Origin of the sequence: Pseudomonas wenzhouensis (genome assembly GCF_021029445.1) — a bacterium.
GTDB classification, from domain to species: domain Bacteria; phylum Pseudomonadota; class Gammaproteobacteria; order Pseudomonadales; family Pseudomonadaceae; genus Aquipseudomonas; species Aquipseudomonas wenzhouensis.
The window spans coordinates 3,283,929-3,302,515 of sequence record NZ_CP072610.1; the positions used below are offsets into that span (position 1 = coordinate 3,283,929).

Sequence of the window (18,587 nt, forward strand, 5' to 3'; positions counted from 1 at the left end):
TGGGAAGAGTCGATCCAAGCTATCAGAAAATCTGACGATAGCTGTCTTTTTCCATCAGCCGGATACGCCCTACTCTGCCGCACATCCGCTAAACCGAAGGAGAGCGCAATGACGAACGTGCAGTGGCAAGGTCAGGTGGCCCTGATCAGTGGTGCGGGCAGCGAGCATGGCATCGGCATGGCCATCGCCCGTCGGCTAGGGCAGAACGGTGTGAAACTGATCATCAGCGCCAGCAGCGCACGCCTGTTCGACCGTGTGGCGCAGTTGCGCAGTGAGGGCTTCGAGGCCGAAGGCTGTATCGCCGACCTGACTGACGAAGGCCAGGTCAACGACCTGGCCGCCTGGGCCGAATCGCTCTGGGGGCGGATCGATATTCTGGTCAACAATGCCGGCATGGCCATGCAGGGCAGCCCGGAGCCCTTCGCCGAGGTGGTGGATACCGATCTGGCAACCTGGAACCTGGCGCTGAACCGCAACCTGACCACGGCCTTTCTGCTGACCCGAGCGGTGCTGCCCGGCATGCGTGCCAGAGGCTACGGACGGGTGGTACAGATCAGCTCCACGACCGGCACCCGTGGCAGCAATCGCGGTGAAGCGGCCTACAGCGCAGCCAAGGCTGCAATGGTCGGGATGAACATGGGCCTGGCGCTGGAAGTCGCTCGCGATGGCATCACCGTCAACAGCGTGGCCCCCGGCTGGATCGCCACCGAGTCGTCAACCGAAGAGGAACGCCTCGCCGGTCGCTACACGCCCATCGGCCGTGCGGGACACCCGGCGGAGATCGCCGCAGCCGTGGCCTTTCTTGCCTCACCGGAGGCCAGCTACGTGACCGGCGAAGTGCTGGTGGTCGATGGCGGTAATTGCCTGATCGAAAACAAGGCGCCCTGACTCGACGGCGTCTCATCTGCCTACGCCAGCAATGGCGTCACCTGCAACAGAGGAAAATACCGATGAGCGAACCCGTCGTTTTGATAACCGGCGCATGCGGTGGTGTCGGCCAGGCCCTGGTGCAACGTTTCAGTGCCTCAGGCTGGCGTGTATTCGCCACCGACCTGGACAGCGCAGCACTGCGCAGGCTGGACGACACGGGACAGTTGGCCGGCCATTGTGCCGGTGATATACGCCACTCCGGCGAATGCCAGCGCATCGCCACCGAAGCCGTGCAGACATTGGGCCGCATCGACGCCCTGGTGAACGCCGCTGGCGTCTGGCGTGAGGGGCCGGTCGAGGACTGCAGCGAGGAGGATTTCGACATCGTGCTGGACGTCAACCTCAAGGGCAGCTTCTTCATGTGCGCGGCGCTCATCCCTCATCTGAAAGCCACACAGGGCGCGATCGTCAACATTTCCAGCGATGCCGGGCGTCAGGGTAACCGCAACGCAGCGGCCTATTGCGCCAGCAAAGGTGGCGTTACCTTGATGAGCAAGGCACTGGCGCTCGATCTCGCGCCCTTCGGTGTCCGCTGCAATACGGTTTCGCCAGGCGACATCGACACGCCCATGCTGCGTTTCCAGGCTGAACACTATGGCGGTGGAGATCCCGAGGCGTACTACCGTGATCTGCTGGCCAAGTACCCGCAGGGTGAACGTGCATCCTTCATACAGCCAGCCGAGGTCGCCGAGCTGGTGCACTTTCTCTGCCTGCCTGGCGCACGCTCCATCACTGGCGCGGACCTGGCCATCGATCACGGCGTGTCGGCAGGTCACTGACACACCACTGCATGCACAAGTGATGAGCGCGAAAAAACACGCGCCATCGCCGCAGAACAGTGCGCGCACGCAGAATCTCGGTTTGGCGGTGGCCAATCATCAGTGGCGCAGCGGCACATCGAGATACGTTGTCATACAACATTAGTCGAATACCGCCACACAGCAGCCCTGCCCGCATCACACACCGATTGCCCACCTGCTCCCTCTGACATTCAGGCAGACCTCCGAAATCTGCTTTCCAGAGCGCTCTCATAACATTCTTCAGTAAAATCGCCGGCTCATTTACCGAGCGAAAAAGGCAATCTCACACCGCCTTTGGCGTGTAATTAACATCCATTATCGCGTTGACATTACCCAGAGGGGTGCTGATAATCGCCACAAGTCATACGACAACGTATGACAACCCAATAACAACAAGTAATACGAGTCCAGGCCCGCCATGACCACGACCTCCAGTGAACTGCGCCCCTTCAATCGCCTGCTGCTGACCGGCGCTGCCGGCGGCCTGGGCAAGGTACTGCGCCAGCGCATGCGCCCCTACGCGAACATCCTGCGCCTGTCCGACATCGGCGAGATGGCCCCTGCCGCCAGCCCCCATGAAGAAGTGGTGCGCTGCGACCTGGCCGACAAAGCGGCTGTGCATCAACTGGTCGATGGCGTCGATGCCATCCTGCACTTTGGCGGCGTCTCGGTCGAGCGTCCCTTCGAGGAAATTCTCGGCGCCAACATCTGCGGCGTGTTCCATGTCTACGAAGCGGCCCGTCGCCATGGCGTGAAACGCGTGGTGTTCGCCAGCTCCAACCATGTCATCGGCTTCTACAAGCAGGACGAGCATCTCGACGCCAACTGCCAGCGCCGTCCGGATGGCTACTACGGCCTGTCCAAGTCCTACGGCGAAGACATGGCCAGCTTCTACTTCGACCGCTACGGCATCGAAACCGTCAGCATCCGCATCGGCTCCTCGTTCCCCGAGCCGGCCAACCGCCGCATGATGAGCACCTGGCTGAGCTACGACGACCTCACCCACCTGCTCGAACGCTGCCTGTACGCCCCGAACGTCGGCCACACCGTGGTCTACGGCATGTCGGCCAACCGTGACGTGTGGTGGGACAACAGCCAGGCCGCGCACCTGGGCTTCACGCCCAAGGACAGCTCGGAAGTGTTTCGCGACAAGGTCGAAGCGCAGCCGATGCCGGCCGCCGACGACCCCGCGCGCATCTACCAGGGCGGCGCCTTCGTGGCCGCCGGCCCGTTCGGCGACGACTGATACGCTCGCCCCCCCCCCCGCCATAACAACAACTAGAGCGCCCTGCCATGACAGCCGAACTGATTGTCGATGCGCGCAACGCCACGGGTGAAAGCCCGGTTTGGAGCACAGCCGAACAGGCCCTGTACTGGGTCGATATACCTGCCGGACGCCTGCACCGCTGGTCTGCAGCCACTGGCCAGACGCAAAGCTGGCAGGCCGAGGAGATGCTTGCCTGCATCGCCCTGCACCCTGCCGGTGGCTGGCTCGCCGGCATGCAGAGCGGCCTCTTCCATCTGCGCCCACAAGCCGATGGCAGCGTCCAGAGCGAGCGCCTGGCGCAGGTCGAACATGCCCAAGCAGAGATGCGTTTCAACGATGGTCGCTGTGATCGCCAGGGCCGCTTCTGGGCCGGCACCATGCTGCTGGACATGGCCCAGGGCGCGCGCGTCGGTGCGCTGTATCGCTACGACGGCCAGTTGCAGCAGGTGCTCGACGACTTCATCGTGCCCAACGGCCTGGCCTTCAGCCCCGATGGCCGCACCCTGTACCTCTCCGATTCGCACCCAAGCGTGCAGAACGTCTGGGCCTTCGACTACGACACCGACAGCGGCACGCCGCACAACCGGCGCCTGTTCATCGACATGCAGCAGTATCCGGGTCGCCCGGATGGCGCGGCCATGGACGTCGACGGCTGCTACTGGATCTGCGGTAACGACGCTGGCCTGATCCATCGCTTCACCCCGGATGGCCGCCTCGACCGTTCGCTGGCGGTTCCCGTGAAGAAACCCGCCATGTGCGCCTTCGGCGGGGCCAATCTGGACACCCTGTTCGTCACCTCGATCCGCCCTGGCGGCGATCTCTCCGACCAGCCACTGGCCGGCGGTGTGTTCGCCCTGCAGGCCGGCGTGTGCGGTATCGAGGAGCCTGCCTTCCACCCCTGACCCGCTTCACCCCGGGCCGTTCGCGGCACCGGCTACACCGCTGCTTACCCACAACAACAAGACGGAGCTTTCCGCATGAACCTCAAACGCAAGTTGCTTCTCGCCACACTTCCCCTAGCGCTCGGTTTGTCCTCCCTGGTACAGGCCGAGACGACCCTGAAGATTGCCGAAATCCATCCGGCTGGCTACCCGACCGTAGTGGCCATGGAGAGCCTCGGCAAGAAGCTGGAAGCGGCCACCGACGGTGAAATCAAATACCGCATGTTCGCCGGCGGTGTGCTGGGTTCCGAGAAAGAAGTGATCGAGCAGACGCAGATCGGCGCCGTGCAGCTGACCCGCGTCAGCCTCGGTTCGGTAGGTCCGGTGGTACCGGCCACCAACGTCTTCAACATGCCGTTCGTGTTCCGCGATATCGAGCACATGCGCCAGGTGGTCGACGGCGAGATCGGTCAGGAAATTCTCGACGCCATCACCAATTCCGACTTCAACATGGTCGGCCTGGCGTGGATGGAAGCCGGCAGCCGCAGCCTCTACACCAAGAAGCCGGTACGCAAGCTGGAAGACCTCAAGGGTATGAAGATCCGCGTGATCGGCAACCCGCTGTTCATCGACACCCTCAACGCCATGGGCGCCAACGGCATCGCCATGGACACCGGTGAAATCTTCAGCGCCCTGCAGAGCGGCGTGATCGACGGCGCCGAGAACAACTCGCCGACCCTGCTCGAGCACAACCACTTCCGCGCGGCCAAGTACTACACCCAGACCCATCACCTGATCCTCCCCGAGCCGCTGCTGATGTCCAAGACCACCTGGAACAAGCTGACGCCGGAACAACAGGCGCTGGTCAAGAAACTGGCCAAGGAAGCGCAACTGGAAGAGCGCAAGCTGTGGGTCGCCAAGGAAAAGGCCAGCGACGAGAAGCTCAAGGCTGAAGGCGTCGAGTTCATCGAAGTCGACACCAAGCCCTTCTACGACGCCACCGCCCCGGTTCGTGAGAAGTACGGCGCGCAGTTCGCCGACCTGATCAAGCGCATCGAAGCCGTCCAGTAATCCACGCGCAAGCGCGCGGCGCAGGCCAACCGCCTGCGCCGCGCAACCGGTGAAGTCTCATGAAAAACCTGGTTCTAGGCGTCAACGACGCCATCTACCGTGCCTGCATCGCAACCGCCAGCCTGGCGATCGTGATCATGGCCACGATCATCCCCTGGGGCGTCTTCAGCCGTTACGTGCTGGGTCAAGGACTGGGCTGGCCCGAGCCTATTTCAGTGCTATTGATGGTGCTGTTCACCTTCGTCGGTGCCGCTGCCGGCTACCGTGCTGGTGCCCACATGGCCGTGACCTCACTGACCGATCGCCTGCCACGAACCCTGGCACCGTTGATCACGCTATTCGTACGCCTGGTCATGGGCGGCATCGCGCTGTTCATGCTGATCTGGGGCTACAAGTTGTGTGCAGCGACCTGGAACCAATACCTCAGCACCCTGCCCTCGGTACGTGTCGGCATCAGCTACATGCCAATCCCGGTGGGCGGTTTCATCACCCTCCTGTTCGTCATCGAACAACTGCTTTACGGCGATCAACACAAGCGCCGTGCCGTCGACTTCGAACACACTGAAGATTGCAAGGAGGTCGCGTAAATGGATGCCGCCATTCTCCTGGGCAGTTTCATCGTCCTGATCCTGCTGCGCGTTCCGGTTGCTTATTCACTCGGTGTTTCCGCGCTGCTCGGCGCCTGGTACATCGACATCCCGCTGCATGCCGTGATGATTCAGATTGCCGGCGGCGTGAACAAATTCTCCCTGCTGGCCATTCCGTTCTTCGTACTGGCCGGCGCGATCATGGCCGAAGGCGGCATGGCGCGGCGCCTGGTGGCGTTCGCCGGGGTACTGGTGGGCTTCGTCCGTGGCGGTCTGTCACTGGTCAATATCACTGCCTCGACGTTCTTCGGCGCTATCTCCGGTTCCTCCCTGGCCGACACCGCCTCGGTCGGCTCGGTGCTGATCCCGGAAATGGAGAAGAAAGGCTACCCGCGTGAATTCGCCACCGCCGTCACCGTCTCCGGCTCGGTACAGGCGCTGCTCACCCCGCCCAGCCACAACTCGGTGATCTACTCACTGGCCGCTGGTGGCACGGTGTCCATCGCTGCGCTCTTCGTCGCCGGTATCGGCCCGGGCCTATTGATGAGCGCAACCCTGGCTACCCTGTGCCTGTGGTTCGCCAAGAAACGCAACTACCCGAAGGGCGAAGTGATTCCGCTGCGCCAGGCGATCAAGATCTGCGTAGAGGCGCTGTGGGGCCTGATGACCATGTTCATCATCCTCGGCGGCATTCTCAGCGGCGTATTCACCGCCACCGAATCAGCTGCCGTCGCGGTGATCTGGGCCTTCTTCGTGACCATGTTCATCTACCGCGACTACAAGTGGCGTGAACTGCCGAAGATGCTGCACCGCACCGTACGCACGCTGTCGATCGTGATGATCCTGATCGCCTTCGCGGCGAGCTTCGGCTACATCATGACCTTGATGCAGATCCCGTCGAAGATCACCACCGCGTTCCTGACCTTCTCGGACAACCGCTACGTGATCCTGATGTGCGTCAACTTCATGCTGCTGGTGCTGGGCACGCTGATGGACATGGCGCCGCTGATCCTGATCCTCACCCCGATCCTGCTGCCGGTGGTCACCTCTTTCGGTGTAGACCCGGTACACTTCGGCATGATCATGCTGGTCAACCTGGGTATCGGCCTGATCACTCCACCAGTGGGTGCAGTGCTCTTCGTCGGCGCCGCAATCGGCAAGGTCACCATCGAAAATACCGTGAAGGCCCTGCTGCCGTTCTACCTCGCGCTGTTCGCCGTGCTGATGGCCGTTACCTACATCCCCGCTATCTCGCTGTGGCTGCCGAGCGTGGTGCTCTGACAGCCAACCCGGGGCATTGCACGAGACGCCGCCCAATCGGGCGGCGTTTTGCTTTAGGGCCTGCTTGCAGGCCATGACTAGACAGGATTGACGTCATGCCAGGTTCCACCCCATTTCCCCGTCACATCGCCGTTCTGATCCTCGCGTCGCTGGCCTGCTCGTTTGCCGGCAACCATATCGCCGCGCGGATCGCCTTCGACCACGACACAGGCCTGCTCCTGGCGATGCTCGCGCGCGCCGGCGTGACCCTGCTGGTACTGGTCGCGCTGGTGCTGTGGCGACGAGAGTCGTTGAAACTGGGGCGGGCCACCTGGGGCTGGCAGATCCTGCTGGGCCTGCTGATCGCCATCCAGAGCTTCTGCATCTACTCGGCCGTGGCGCGCATTCCGGTGGCACTGGCGCTGCTGGTGGTGAACCTGTCGCCGATTCTTCTGGCCTTGCTCACCTGGGCGCTTGGCGGCCCGGCACCGACGCGCCAGGCGCTGGGGATCATGGGCGTTATCCTGTTCGGCTTGGTACTGGTGCTCGACGTGCCCGGACGCCTGAGCAGCAGCGCCGCGCCGGATGGCGAATGGATCGCCGGCATTCTGTTCAGCCTGACCGCTGCCGGGGTGTTTGCCGTCGCCCTGTGGATCACCGAGCACCGCCTCTCCAGCCTGGCCGGCTCGGTACGCAGCATGCTGACCCTGGCGGTGGTGTTCAGCGCCTCCACCCTGCTCGGCGCCAGCGGCCTGATTCCGGGCGGCTTGAGCCTGCCCAGTGCAAGCGTCGGCTGGATCGCGCTGGGTTGTCTGGTGCTGCTCTATGGTGCCGCCTTCTCCGCCCTGTTCATTTGCATGCCACGCCTGAACATCGCGCGTAATGCACCGGTCATGAACATGGAGCCGGTGGCCGGCATGGTCCTCGGCTGGCTGATCCTGGGTCAGGTGCTGGGGGCACTGCAGGTGGTCGGCGGCCTAGTCGTGGTCGGCGGCATCATCGCCCTAGCCTATCGCCGCTAAAAAGCGTCATGTGCGCTGATTCCTGCCTGGCACTGAAGCGCACGCGGCGGCACAAGGCCGCCGCGTGCATTCGGCAGGCTTCAGCCGTGCAGCGCTTCAGCCTCGGCTGCTTCGTGTGCCTGACGCAAGCGCTCGCGGCTGTTGGTCAGGTGCAGACGCATGGCCGCACGCGCCGCTTCGGCATCCTGACGCGCAATGGCCTCGAAGATCTGCTCGTGCTCACGTTCCAGGCGCGCCATGTAATGGCTCTGGTCATCACGCGCCAGGCTGGCGGAATTGACCCGGGTCCGCGGGATGATGCTGGTGCCCAGATGGCTGAGAATATCGGTGAAGTAGCGGTTACCGGTGGCCTCAGCGATGCGCAGGTGAAACTGGAAGTCCGAGGACACTGCATCACTGGCATGCGCGGCACTTTCGTTGATGGCATCCAGTGCCTCACGGATGGCCTTGAGCTGTACATCGGTACGACGCGCCGCCGCCATGCCCGCAGACTCGACCTCGAGGCTGATACGCAGCTCGAGAATGGCCAGCACGTCGCGCAGGGTGACGATGGTCGCCGGGTCGATGCGAAAACCACTGGCACTGGGCGTGTCCAGCACGAAGGTGCCAATGCCGTGACGCGTTTCCACCAGACCAGCTGCCTGCAAACGCGACAAGGCCTCGCGTACCACCGTACGGCTGACGCCCTGTTCCTCCATGATCGCCGATTCGGTCGGCAGCTTCTCCCCGCGCTTGATCAGTCCATCACGAATGCGCTGCGACAGCTCGGCCACCAATTCCTGAGCCAGGCTGCGGTGTTTGCGACGAGCACGAGGTTGAGCGTTTTGCGTATCCATGGTGGACGAATTCTCGAATTAAGACACGTGGCTTTGCCGCCATGATAGCCCAGCAGTTGTACGATGACACTATGAATTCCCGACATTTATAGCCCCAGGAGCGCCACATGCCAACGACCCTGCTGACCCTGCGCGATAGCCTGACACAACTGACCCTCGCCCCAGAGCTGGGCGCCAGCCTGGTCAACTGGACTCGCCTGAGCGATGGCCGAGCGCTGCTGCGACACAGCGACGAGCAGGCGCTAGCCGGCGCCAATCCTAGGCGCCTGGCCTGCTATCCATTACTTCCTTGGTCCAATCGCATCGGCGGCGGCGGCTTCGATACACCTGCCGGCTGGCAGGCTCTAAGCGCCAACACCGATCATGAGCCCCTGCCGATTCATGGCAGTGCCTGGCAGCAGCCCTGGCAGGTAGTCGACGTGACATCCGACAGCGCGAGCCTGCGCCTCGACAGCCAATCGCCGTTTCCCTACCGCGCCACGCTGCACGTTCGCCTGCACGACGGCTGCCTGCGCATGACGTTACACGCCACCCATCTTGGCGCGCACGCCACCTGGTATGGTCTGGGCCTGCACCCCTATCTGCCACGTAACGCGCACACGCGCCTGCAGGCCAAAGCCGCCGGGGTGTGGTTATACGCTGAAGACAAACTGTCCAGTCAGTGGGTCGAGTTGCCGCCGGCATGGAACTTCGAAGAGCCGACCCTGCTGCCGCAGCAACTCGTCGACAATGCCTTTACCCAATGGCCGGGCATGGCGCGCATCATTCAAGCGGATGCCGATTATCAACTGGTCTGCGAGGCCGAAGGCAGCGATGTATTTCTGTTGTTCTGTCCGCAGGCGCAGAACTTCTTCTGTTTCGAGCCCGTCACTCACCCGGTCAATGCGCATCACCTGCCAACGCGCCCGGGCTTGCAGTTACTGGCTCACGGACAAAGTTGCCAACTGCACTTGCGCTTGCATTACCAGACGCTAAGAGGCTGATTACTGGACATTGGCAAGGCGTTGGTGATAATACGCGATAGTTGCTGCATGCAACTTTTCTCGTAATAAAGTTACAAACAGTCAAGTAGCGAAGAACACGGAGAAGATTGCGCACGCTTTGCACGATCATCTCCTTGCCACTCAAGGCAAAGCCCCTGATCGATTCCTGACCGCTGCAGTGAAGCCTGGTGCTTCACGTGTCGTGTGGATCGCTCATAACAGACAGGTAAAACACGTGACGAAAGACGAACTGCGCGCCGAACTTGAGCGCCAGGCGCAGCGTTACAAGGATGTTTACGGCGGAGAAGTCATTACCTACGCCGCTCAACCGGATCCTGACCGTAAACCCTGGCGCAAGAAACCCAGCCTGCTCGATCAGGCCTTCGAGAAGGAAATCGAGAAGATCGAGAAAGAACGCCAGGACAAGCAGGAAGCCGCTGGCGAAGCTGCAGGCCAGTAACAGCCTGCCGTACCGGGTTCATCTGCCCGGCCACAGTGGACGCGCTGACAATGACATTTAGCATCACACCCGCGAACCTGACCGCACAGCACTGGATGCTCGCCTTCGCGGGGTGACGACCGTTTCTAGCGCTTCTTGCCCCCCATCAACGACCCCATCAGTCCGCGCACCAGTTGCCGGCCTAGCTGGTTGGCCGCCTGACGCAAGGCACTTTTCATGGCGCTGCCCAGCAGATCGCTGGCCATATCGCCCAACCCTAGCTCTACCTGCTGTTTTCCTGCTGCCTTGGCTGGCGCGGCATCACGAGCCTGTTCGGCACGAGCGTTGAGCAGCTCGTAGGCCGACTCGCGGTCGACAGGCTTGTCATAGCGCCCCGCCAGCGATGACTGGCGCACCAGCGCGGCCCGCTCGGCATCGCTCAGCGGGCCGATACGCGACTGCGGCGGCGCGATGGCCACACGCTGGACCATGGCCGGCGTGCCCTTTTCCTCCAGCGTGCCAACCAGCGCTTCGCCGATACCCAACTCGGTGAGCACGCTGAGCGTGTTGAACGCCGGGTTCGGGCGAAAGCCATCAGCCACGGCGCGCAGAGCCTTCTGCTCCTTGGCCGTAAAAGCGCGCAGACCATGCTGAATGCGCAGGCCGAGCTGGGCCAGCACATCATCAGGTAAATCACCTGGCGACTGGGTGACGAAATACACGCCGACCCCTTTGGAGCGAATCAGCCGCACCACCTGCTCCAGACGTTCCTGCAGCGCCTTGGGCGTACCCTGAAAGAGCAGATGCGCCTCATCGAAGAACAGCGCCAGCAGCGGCTTGTCGGCATCGCCACGCTCCGGCAACTGCTCGAACAACTCGGCCAGCAGCCATAACAGAAAGGTTGCGTAGACCTTGGGCGCCTCATGCACCAGGCGCGAGGCATCGAGCAGATGCACGCGGCCTCGGCCATCACGATCCGGGTGCAACAGGTCTTCGAGCTGCAATGCCGGCTCACCGAACAGGGCTTCGGCACCCTGCTGCTCCAGACCGGCCAAACGGCGCAACAACGCCTGCGCCGAGGTGCTGGTAAACAACGCAGCGTCTTCCCCGAGCACCTGCGGGTTGTCCTTGAGATGGCCAAGCAGCGCTTTCAGGTCCTTCAGGTCGAGCAGCAGCAATCCTTCGCGATCCGCCACCTTGAAGGCAGCATAGAGTGCAGCCTGCTGACTGTCGGTCAACTCCAGCAGCGCACCAAGCAACAGAGGGCCCATCTCGCTGAGCGTGGTGCGCAAAGGGTGGCCGCTCAGTCCATGCACATCCCACAACGTCACCGGGTAGGCCTGTGGCTGGTGATTCAGCCAGGGCATGCTGGCAATACGCTCGGCGACCTTGCCCTGCGGCGCACCGGCGGCGCCGAGGCCACACAGGTCACCTTTGACATCGGCCGCGAATACCGCCACACCGGCATCGCTGAAAGTCTCGATCAGACGCTGCAGGGTCACCGTTTTGCCGGTACCGGTTGCGCCCGCGATCAGCCCGTGACGGTTGGCCAGGCGCAACGGTTGCCCCACCGCCTGCCAATCACTGCCAGCACCCAATACAAACTGCGAAATCAAAGGCATCTTGCCATCCTCTGGGTTAAAGCTTTACTGCAGGTATGCCGACATAAAATAGAACGAAACGTCACCCTGCCTGCTGCAACAGCCCACCACAGCGCCCCAAGAACGCCATGGTGGAACACAAGACTGGTTCCAGAGCCATCCGGATACAACACAACATGAACAAAAACCTGCAGTTCAGCCACAAGATTTTGCTCGCCGCATCCCTTGTGGTCATCGCCGCCTTTTCCCTGTTCACTCTCTACAATGATTACCTGCAACGCAATGCCATCCGCGAAGACCTGGAGAACTACCTGCATGAAATGGGTAATGTAACGGCCAGCAATATTCAAAACTGGTTGTCAGGGCGCATCCTGCTGGTGGAAAGCGCCGCCCAGTCGATCAGCAATGACAGCGAGCAGGAGCGCGTGATCAAACTGCTGGAACAGAAGGCGCTGACCTCTTCCTTCGCCTTTACCTACCTGGGCACCGAGAGCGGCGGTTTCACCATGCGCCCGGATGAGCAGATGCCCGCCGACTACGACCCACGCAGCCGCCCCTGGTACAAGGACGCCATGGCTGCCGGCAACACGACCCTGACCGAACCTTACATCGATGCGGCAACCAGCGAGCTGATCATCACCGTTGCCACCCCGGCCAGGCCCGCTGGCGTGGTCGGCGGCGATCTGAGCCTGCAAACCCTGGTCGATATCATCAATGCCCTGGATTTCGACGGCATCGGCTATGCCTTCCTGGTCAGTGCCGACGGCAAGGTTCTGGTGCACCCGGACAAAGACCTGGTCATGAAGAACCTCAAGGAGATCTATCCACAGGACACCCCGAGTATCAGCAAGGCATTCAGCGAATCCACACTGAACGGTGACACCCGTATCCTTACCTTCACCCCGGTTCAGGGGCTGCCCTCGGTCAACTGGCACGTAGGCCTGTCCATCGACAAGGCCAAGGCCTACGCGATGCTCAGCGAGTTCCGCGCCTCAGCCATCGTCGCCACGGTGATTGCCGTGGTGCTGATCATTGCCCTGCTCGGCTTGCTGATCCGCGTGCTGATGCAGCCGCTGACCACCATGGGCAAGGCCATGGAGGACATTGCCCAGGGTGAAGGAGACCTGACCAAGCGCCTGACGATCCAGTCCAACGATGAATTTGGCGCGCTGGCGCGCTCTTTCAACCAGTTCGTCGAACGTATCCACAGCTCCATCCGCGAGGTGTCTTCGGCGACCGTCCAGGTCAACGAAGTCGCGAAACTGGTGGTCAATGCCTCCAACTCATCGATGGCCAACTCCGACGAACAGTCCAGCCGCACCAACAGCGTGGCTGCGGCAATCAACCAACTCGGCGCCGCCGCGCAGGAAATCGCCCGCAACGCCGCTGACGCCTCGAGCCAGGCCTCGGATGCACGGCATCAGGCCGAGGACGGCGGCAAGGTGGTGCAGCAGGCGATCCGCTCGATGAGCGAACTCTCCGACAAGATCAGCGACGCCTGCGCCAAGATCGAGATGCTCAACAGCAAGACCGTGGATATCGGTCAGATTCTCGAAGTGATCAAAAGCATCTCCCAGCAGACCAACCTGCTGGCACTCAACGCCGCCATTGAAGCAGCCCGTGCCGGCGAGGCAGGACGCGGTTTCGCCGTGGTCGCCGACGAGGTGCGCAACCTGGCGCACCGCACCCAGGAATCGGCACAGGAAATCGAGAAGATGATCGAGGAACTGCAGGTCGGTTCACGCGAGTCGGTCACCACCATGACCGAAAGCCAGCGCTACAGTGAAGACAGCGTGCAAATTGCCAACCAGGCTGGTGAGCGCCTGGGGACTGTGACGGCCCGCATCGGCGAGATCGACGGCATGAACCAGTCGGTAGCGACTGCGACCGAAGAACAAACCTCGGTGATCGAATCACTGAATATGGACATCATCGAGATCAATACCCTCAACCAGGAAGGCGTGGAGAACCTGCAAGCGACATTGCGCGCCTGCGGCGACCTGGAACAACAGGCCGTACGCCTCAAGCACCTGGTCGACAGCTTCCGTATCTAGGCAGTCAGCCGCATGAAGAAAGGGCGTCTGCAGGACGCCCTTCGTATTGCATCACGCGCCAGAATTGTCCCGCTGCTCCTGCAACTGTCGCCAGAGCTCGGCCGCCTCGGCGAAATCGGTGCCATCCTCATCGCTGAGGGCTTCGGGATCGTAGCGCCGCACGCAGCCTTCGCCCAGTGTCGGAGGCGCCTTGGCGGTGGCCTTGTCCAACGGATCATTCATCGTCAACGCCCTCAACCAATGCTCAGCTCGCCCTGCTCATGCTGGGCGAACTCCTTGACTGCGCGCAGCACATCATGGCGACTGATCTGCCCGACCAGGCGCCCATGCTCGATCACCGGCAGACGCCGCCGCCGGCCATGCAGGAAGCGCTCCGACAGCTCGATGATGTCAGCCTCGGGCGTGACCGTCTCCACCTCGGTGGTCATGTAGGTACTGACGGTGCCACCGACTGCTTCGTAGTAGGCGCCGGAGAGAATGCCGCGCAGGCAGTCACCCTCGGACAACAGGCCAATCAGGTGGCCCTGGGAGTCGACCACCGGAGCACCGGAAATACGGTGCTCCAGCAGTCGATTGATGGCAGTGAACAGATCGGTATCCGACCTGAAGGTCACCAGATGGCGAGTCATGTAGTCGCGCACCTTGATGGACTTGAGCATGGGCGTTCTCCTCTGTCGTGCAGTGGCCGGCCCATGCAGCAAGTCAGTCGAATACCACCGTCTTGTTGTCGTGCACCAGCACTCGGTCTTCCAAGTGATAGCGTAGCCCACGCGCCAGCACCATTTTCTCCACGTCCTTGCCCAGGCGCACCATTTCCTCGATATCGTCGCGATGGGTCACCCGCACCACGTCCTGCTCGATGATCGGGCCGGCGTCCAGCTCTTCGGTGACATAGTGCGAGGTCGCGCCAATCAGCTTGACACCACGCAGCGAGGCCTGGTGATAGGGTTTGGCGCCCACGAAGGACGGCAGGAAGCTGTGATGAATGTTGATCACCCGCTGAGCGAACTCGGCGCATAGTGCCGGCGGCAGAATCTGCATGTAGCGCGCCAGGACGATGACATCGGCCTGGTGCGCCTTGACCAGACGCTCCACTTCGGCGAAGGCCGGAGCCTTGTCCTTGGGGTCGACCGGCACATGGAAGTACGGAATGCCATGCCACTCGACCATGCTGCGCAGATCGTCGTGGTTGGCGATCACGCAGGGGATCTCGCAATCGAGCTCGTTGCTGTGCCAACGGTGCAGCAGATCGGCCAGGCAGTGCGACTCGCGGCTGGCCATCAGCACCACGCGCTTCTTCTGCGCCGAATCGGTAATGCGCCACTCCATCGAGAATTCGCGGGCAATCGGCGCGAAGGCCTGCTTGAAGCCATCGAGATCGAACGGCAGTGAGTCGGCACGGATTTCGTGACGCATGAAAAACCAGCCACTCTGCGTGTCGGAATGGTGACTGGCTTCGGTAATCCAACCGTTGTAGGTGGCGAGAAAATTACTGACTTTGGCAACGATGCCGACGCGGTCAGGGCAAGAGATGACCAATCTGAACGTACGCATAATTAAAACCCCAAGGGCGACGCATAAAGCCGGGCATTCTAACGGCATGCGCGCAAAACTGCAGCAGGGCTGCCAGCCTATCGACGTCGCCCCCAGTCGAATAATGTGCGGTTACGCGGCGCTGAAACTTCCACAAGCGCTCGCCATTACCGATTTAATTCACCGTTGAATGACACAAAGGGTTGCACTGCGGCACAGTCATTTTATCTCGCACTGTTTACTTGCTATTAGCGCCTGATTATTATTGACCCACTGTTGACTACCACAGATTTATTCACGCCAAGGTAAATATCCATGTCGCTGATCAATGAATACCGCGCCACAGAAGAAGCCATCAAAGAACTGCAAGAGCGTCTGAAGAACCTGTCGCAAGACGACAAGCTGAAGAAAGAACTGGAATTCGAAGGCAAACTGCGCACCCTGATGGGCGAATATCAGAAGTCGCTGCGCGATATCATCGCCCTGCTCGACCCTGAAGCCAAGACTGCCAAAGGCGTTCGTGCAGCCAAGCCTGCCGTCGTCAAGCGTGCACGCAAGGTCAAGCAATACAAGAATCCGCACAGCGGCGAAGTGATCGAAACCAAAGGCGGCAACCACAAGACCCTGAAAGAATGGAAAGCCAAGTGGGGCGCCGACGTCGTCGAAGGCTGGGCCACGCTGCTGGGCTAACACCTGCGCAATGCCCAAAACGCCAGCCATGCTGGCGTTTTTTATTGTCGCGGTGTTTTCAGCCGCCAATTATTCAGGGCGATTTCCGGCAGGCGCAATATCCGCATCAAGCGAACAGTTTCCGCACTGGCCTCTTTCCTGCACGCCATGATGTGCGCCTCATACGCTGCACATTGCCCTGAGCACCTGGCCGTTTAAATCCCTACGGAACTTATGGCCAAACGCGCCTGCAACGCCTGCGCATAGGCCTGCCATTGCTGCAACACTTGCAATTGCTCGGGGCTGCAGTTTGCCCGCAGCGACTCCATTGCCGCATAAAATTGCGCCAGGGTATTGGGTGCACCGAACTCTGGATCACTCAAACGCTGCCGACAGAATGCATCCCAGCGCTGAGACTCAGCGACGGACAGACTGGCCGGAAAATTGCGCGCCCGATAACGAAACAACAACTCGGGCAGTCGTGCATCATCGAACGGCCATTTTTTATTGTTGGCCAATGCGTCAGGTTGTGCGGCACGTACCTGCTCACACAAACGACGATCGCGATCACCGATAAAACCATCGTATAGCTGTTGCTCGGGATCGTGACTGCCTGCAAAGGCCTCTTCCCGGTAAACACTCGCCAACTTGTCCTGCCACAGTGGCTGTTCATTCTTCAACACTTCGATATGGCGCTGACAAACCGACCAGTCCAACTGCAAACGCTGCCGATCCGCCTCTCGTAACACCGACAAAGGGGCCACCACCGGACAGCGGTTGATATGCAGCAACTTCAACGGCACCGGCATCTCTCCCTCAGCGAGTTCCTCGCGACGCGTGTAGAGACGGCTGCGCAGGGTGTCGGCGTCCAGCTCCAGCAAGGGCGAGGGATCGGCCTGCAGGTCGCAGACGATCAGTGCGTTGCGATTGCGCGGATGCCAGGCCAGCGGCAGAACCGGCGCCAGATAATGACGTGCCGCCGAAAAACGCCCGGAAACGTGCAGCACCGGCTGCAGCAGGCGAATCTGATCCATGACCCGCTGCTTGCTGCGCAGTTGATAGAGGAAGTCGTACAGTTTTGTTTGCCGCTCACGCAGCAGGCGCGCCAGGCCAATGGTGGCGCGCACGTCGGACAGCGCATCGTGCGCCTGGCCATGATCGATGCCATTGGCCTGGGTCAACCGCTCCAGCTTGAGCGATACGCGCCCCTCCTCCTCGGGCCACTCGATGCCCTCGGGCCGCAGTGCGTAAGCAGTGCGCACCAGATCGATCAGATCCCAGCGGCTGTTGCCGCCCTGCCATTCGCGCGCGTAAGGGTCGAAGAAGTTGCGATACAGGCTGTAACGCGTCACCTCATCATCGAAGCGCAGGCTATTGTATCCCGCACCACAGGTTCCGGGCGCCGACAGCGCGGCATGCACACGGGTCATGAACTCGCCTTCGTCCAGGCCCAGCTGCTGCAGGCGCTGCGGATCGATGCCAGTGACCAGGCAGGCGGCCGGGTGCGGCAGGATGTCATCGCTGGGCCGACAATAGAGGTTCAGCGGCTCGCCGATCTCGTTCAGCGCCTCGTCGGTACGGATGCCCGCCACCTGCAACGGACGATCGCAACGCGGATTGATACCGGTGGTCTCGTAGTCGTACCAGAAGATGCTGGAAGTCATTGGCAGCTGCGTCCCCAAGGCAAAATTGCCCGCAGTCTATCATTCACCTGCGGTCTCGCCGCCTTCGGCAAAAGCATGAACCAGCGCACAGGCGCGGCATGAGCGGACGCAACGCCCTTGTTAGAAAAATGCTGTAACCATTAGCATTGGCACTCCTCTAGCACTCTGTACAAGGACGCAACCATGAGTGACGCGATTACCCCCAATCCCCATGCCGCCCCCTCCAGCGATCTGCAACAGTCGCCCCAGGGTCATGCACCGAGTATCGAAGAAGCCCTGGCGCGTGGTTATGACTTCAGCATCGGTGAGCTGCTGAGCGAGTCCTGGAGCAAGGTCAAGGGCACCAAAGGCATCATCATCGGTGGCTTTCTGGTGTTCTACGTGGTGCTGCTGGCTGCCACCTTCATCCTCGGCGGCGTGGTCGGTATCTTCGGCGCGCTGAGCGATAACCTGGCCCTGGTATTCATTGGCGAGATCCTGATTTCGCTGCTGGCTTCGGCCCTGGCCTACCCCTTCATGGCCGGCATCAACATGGTCGGCATTCGCCGCGCCGCTGATCAACCCCTGAACTTCAACGAGATTTTCAGCCACTTCGGCCGCACCGTGCCGCTGATCATCACCGCCGTGGTGATGATGCTGCTGATCTACCTCGGCATGATCCTGCTGCTGATCCCCGGCATCTACCTGGGCGTCGCCTATCTGCTGGCCGTGCCACTGGTGGTCGAGCGCGGCCTGTCGCCCTGGCAGGCGCTGGAAGCCTCGCGCAAGGCCATCACCCAACACTGGTTCAAGGTCTTCGGCCTGTTCATCGTGCTCGGCCTGATCATCATCGTCAGCGCCATACCGCTGGGCATCGGCCTGGTATGGAGCATTCCGCTGATGGTCGTGGCCATGGGCGTGCTGTATCGCACCATCTTTGGCGTGTTGCCGGCCGCTCAATAAACCGACGTCACTCGGGCCAGTTCGCTGGCCCGGTTGCGCTCTTGGCCC

General features: G+C 61.5%; 19 protein-coding genes. 13 read left to right on the top strand and 6 right to left on the bottom strand.

Annotation, left to right across the window (positions count from 1 at the left end; genetic code table 11):
• Positions 1–108: 108 nt before the first annotated feature.
• The 8 genes from J7655_RS15170 (at position 109) to J7655_RS15205 (ending at position 7,818) form a co-directional block, all read left to right on the top strand.
• Positions 109–888 (top strand): SDR family NAD(P)-dependent oxidoreductase, encoded by a 780-nt coding sequence (locus J7655_RS15170; protein WP_230925150.1) that lies wholly within the window; start codon positions 109–111, stop codon positions 886–888.
• 62 nt (positions 889–950) lie between these two features.
• Positions 951–1,709, top strand: coding sequence for an SDR family NAD(P)-dependent oxidoreductase (locus tag J7655_RS15175; protein WP_230925151.1), 759 nt, complete (start codon positions 951–953; stop codon positions 1,707–1,709).
• Between the two features lie 439 nt (positions 1,710–2,148).
• Positions 2,149–2,976, top strand: a complete 828-nt coding sequence (locus J7655_RS15180; RefSeq protein ID WP_230925152.1) for an NAD-dependent epimerase/dehydratase family protein — start codon at positions 2,149–2,151, stop codon at positions 2,974–2,976.
• A gap of 47 nt (positions 2,977–3,023) precedes the next feature.
• Positions 3,024–3,899, top strand: coding sequence for a glucurono-1,5-lactonase (locus J7655_RS15185; protein WP_230925153.1), 876 nt, complete (start codon positions 3,024–3,026; stop codon positions 3,897–3,899).
• 75 nt (positions 3,900–3,974) lie between these two features.
• Positions 3,975–4,949 (top strand): TRAP transporter substrate-binding protein, encoded by a 975-nt coding sequence (locus J7655_RS15190; RefSeq protein WP_230925154.1) that lies wholly within the window; start codon positions 3,975–3,977, stop codon positions 4,947–4,949.
• A 59-nt stretch (positions 4,950–5,008) separates the two neighbouring features.
• On the top strand, positions 5,009–5,536 hold the full coding sequence (locus tag J7655_RS15195) for a TRAP transporter small permease (RefSeq protein WP_230925155.1): 528 nt from the start codon (positions 5,009–5,011) through the stop codon (positions 5,534–5,536).
• Positions 5,537–6,817: a TRAP transporter large permease gene (locus tag J7655_RS15200; RefSeq protein ID WP_230925156.1), complete on the top strand. Its 1,281-nt coding sequence runs from the start codon at positions 5,537–5,539 to the stop codon at positions 6,815–6,817.
• A gap of 95 nt (positions 6,818–6,912) precedes the next feature.
• A complete protein-coding gene (locus tag J7655_RS15205) occupies positions 6,913–7,818 on the top strand; it encodes an EamA family transporter (RefSeq protein ID WP_230925157.1) in 906 nt (301 codons plus the stop codon).
• Between the two features lie 80 nt (positions 7,819–7,898).
• Here J7655_RS15205 and J7655_RS15210 read toward each other — a convergent pair whose 3' ends face one another.
• Positions 7,899–8,654, bottom strand: a complete 756-nt coding sequence (locus tag J7655_RS15210; RefSeq protein ID WP_230925158.1) for a FadR/GntR family transcriptional regulator — start codon at positions 8,652–8,654, stop codon at positions 7,899–7,901.
• A gap of 107 nt (positions 8,655–8,761) precedes the next feature.
• Between J7655_RS15210 and J7655_RS15215 the strand changes: the two genes are divergently transcribed.
• Together J7655_RS15215 and J7655_RS15220 are read left to right on the top strand one after the other, a co-directional pair.
• A complete protein-coding gene (locus tag J7655_RS15215) occupies positions 8,762–9,637 on the top strand; it encodes an aldose 1-epimerase (RefSeq protein WP_230925159.1) in 876 nt (291 codons plus the stop codon).
• Between the two features lie 235 nt (positions 9,638–9,872).
• On the top strand, positions 9,873–10,097 hold the full coding sequence (locus J7655_RS15220) for a hypothetical protein (protein ID WP_042857343.1): 225 nt from the start codon (positions 9,873–9,875) through the stop codon (positions 10,095–10,097).
• Positions 10,098–10,222: 125 nt separating this feature from the next.
• Here J7655_RS15220 and J7655_RS15225 read toward each other — a convergent pair whose 3' ends face one another.
• Positions 10,223–11,698, bottom strand: coding sequence for a helicase HerA-like domain-containing protein (locus J7655_RS15225; RefSeq protein WP_230925160.1), 1,476 nt, complete (start codon positions 11,696–11,698; stop codon positions 10,223–10,225).
• Positions 11,699–11,853: 155 nt separating this feature from the next.
• Here J7655_RS15225 and J7655_RS15230 point away from each other — a divergent pair, with 155 nt between their 5' ends.
• Positions 11,854–13,731 carry a methyl-accepting chemotaxis protein gene (locus J7655_RS15230; protein ID WP_230925161.1) on the top strand — a complete coding sequence of 626 codons (1,878 nt, stop codon included), beginning with the start codon at positions 11,854–11,856 and terminating at the stop codon, positions 13,729–13,731.
• Positions 13,732–13,782: 51 nt separating this feature from the next.
• On the opposite strand, the gene J7655_RS15235 is transcribed toward J7655_RS15230, so the two are convergent.
• Genes J7655_RS15235 through purU form a run of 3 tightly spaced genes read right to left on the bottom strand, consistent with a single transcriptional unit; the run spans position 13,783 to position 15,285 of the window.
• On the bottom strand, positions 13,783–13,953 hold the full coding sequence (locus J7655_RS15235; RefSeq protein WP_230925162.1) for a hypothetical protein: 171 nt from the start codon (positions 13,951–13,953) through the stop codon (positions 13,783–13,785).
• An 11-nt stretch (positions 13,954–13,964) separates the two neighbouring features.
• Entirely contained in the window at positions 13,965–14,390 is a 426-nt protein-coding gene (locus J7655_RS15240; protein ID WP_230925163.1) for a CBS domain-containing protein, read from the bottom strand.
• Positions 14,391–14,433: 43 nt separating this feature from the next.
• The gene (gene purU, locus J7655_RS15245) at positions 14,434–15,285 is read right to left on the bottom strand and encodes a formyltetrahydrofolate deformylase (protein ID WP_003462508.1); all 852 of its coding nucleotides are present in this window, start codon (positions 15,283–15,285) and stop codon (positions 14,434–14,436) included.
• Positions 15,286–15,579: 294 nt separating this feature from the next.
• Between purU and mvaT the strand changes: the two genes are divergently transcribed.
• On the top strand, positions 15,580–15,954 hold the full coding sequence (gene mvaT / locus J7655_RS15250; RefSeq protein ID WP_230925164.1) for a histone-like nucleoid-structuring protein MvaT: 375 nt from the start codon (positions 15,580–15,582) through the stop codon (positions 15,952–15,954).
• A 194-nt stretch (positions 15,955–16,148) separates the two neighbouring features.
• On the opposite strand, the gene sbcB is transcribed toward mvaT, so the two are convergent.
• The gene (gene sbcB, locus J7655_RS15255) at positions 16,149–17,597 is read right to left on the bottom strand and encodes an exodeoxyribonuclease I (RefSeq protein ID WP_230925165.1); all 1,449 of its coding nucleotides are present in this window, start codon (positions 17,595–17,597) and stop codon (positions 16,149–16,151) included.
• Positions 17,598–17,780: 183 nt separating this feature from the next.
• On the opposite strand from sbcB, the gene J7655_RS15260 reads away from it, so the two are divergent.
• Positions 17,781–18,539 (top strand): DUF975 family protein, encoded by a 759-nt coding sequence (locus tag J7655_RS15260; RefSeq protein WP_230925166.1) that lies wholly within the window; start codon positions 17,781–17,783, stop codon positions 18,537–18,539.
• The last annotated feature ends 48 nt before the right edge of the window (positions 18,540–18,587 follow it).

What these genes read in the sequence shown, in the direction of transcription:
- J7655_RS15170 (WP_230925150.1), top strand. Translation starts at nt 109, where the DNA reads ATGACGAACGTGCAGTGGCAAGGTCAGGTGGCCCTGATCAGTGGTGCG.
- J7655_RS15175 (WP_230925151.1), top strand. Translation starts at nt 951, where the DNA reads ATGAGCGAACCCGTCGTTTTGATAACCGGCGCATGCGGTGGTGTCGGC.
- J7655_RS15180 (WP_230925152.1), top strand. Translation starts at nt 2,149, where the DNA reads ATGACCACGACCTCCAGTGAACTGCGCCCCTTCAATCGCCTGCTGCTG.
- J7655_RS15185 (WP_230925153.1), top strand. Translation starts at nt 3,024, where the DNA reads ATGACAGCCGAACTGATTGTCGATGCGCGCAACGCCACGGGTGAAAGC.
- J7655_RS15190 (WP_230925154.1), top strand. Translation starts at nt 3,975, where the DNA reads ATGAACCTCAAACGCAAGTTGCTTCTCGCCACACTTCCCCTAGCGCTC.
- J7655_RS15195 (WP_230925155.1), top strand. Translation starts at nt 5,009, where the DNA reads ATGAAAAACCTGGTTCTAGGCGTCAACGACGCCATCTACCGTGCCTGC.
- J7655_RS15200 (WP_230925156.1), top strand. Translation starts at nt 5,537, where the DNA reads ATGGATGCCGCCATTCTCCTGGGCAGTTTCATCGTCCTGATCCTGCTG.
- J7655_RS15205 (WP_230925157.1), top strand. Translation starts at nt 6,913, where the DNA reads ATGCCAGGTTCCACCCCATTTCCCCGTCACATCGCCGTTCTGATCCTC.
- J7655_RS15210 (WP_230925158.1), bottom strand. Translation starts at nt 8,654, where the DNA reads ATGGATACGCAAAACGCTCAACCTCGTGCTCGTCGCAAACACCGCAGC.
- J7655_RS15215 (WP_230925159.1), top strand. Translation starts at nt 8,762, where the DNA reads ATGCCAACGACCCTGCTGACCCTGCGCGATAGCCTGACACAACTGACC.
- J7655_RS15225 (WP_230925160.1), bottom strand. Translation starts at nt 11,698, where the DNA reads ATGCCTTTGATTTCGCAGTTTGTATTGGGTGCTGGCAGTGATTGGCAG.
- J7655_RS15230 (WP_230925161.1), top strand. Translation starts at nt 11,854, where the DNA reads ATGAACAAAAACCTGCAGTTCAGCCACAAGATTTTGCTCGCCGCATCC.
- J7655_RS15235 (WP_230925162.1), bottom strand. Translation starts at nt 13,953, where the DNA reads ATGAATGATCCGTTGGACAAGGCCACCGCCAAGGCGCCTCCGACACTG.
- J7655_RS15240 (WP_230925163.1), bottom strand. Translation starts at nt 14,390, where the DNA reads ATGCTCAAGTCCATCAAGGTGCGCGACTACATGACTCGCCATCTGGTG.
- purU (WP_003462508.1), bottom strand. Translation starts at nt 15,285, where the DNA reads ATGCGTACGTTCAGATTGGTCATCTCTTGCCCTGACCGCGTCGGCATC.
- mvaT (WP_230925164.1), top strand. Translation starts at nt 15,580, where the DNA reads ATGTCGCTGATCAATGAATACCGCGCCACAGAAGAAGCCATCAAAGAA.
- sbcB (WP_230925165.1), bottom strand. Translation starts at nt 17,597, where the DNA reads ATGACTTCCAGCATCTTCTGGTACGACTACGAGACCACCGGTATCAAT.
- J7655_RS15260 (WP_230925166.1), top strand. Translation starts at nt 17,781, where the DNA reads ATGAGTGACGCGATTACCCCCAATCCCCATGCCGCCCCCTCCAGCGAT.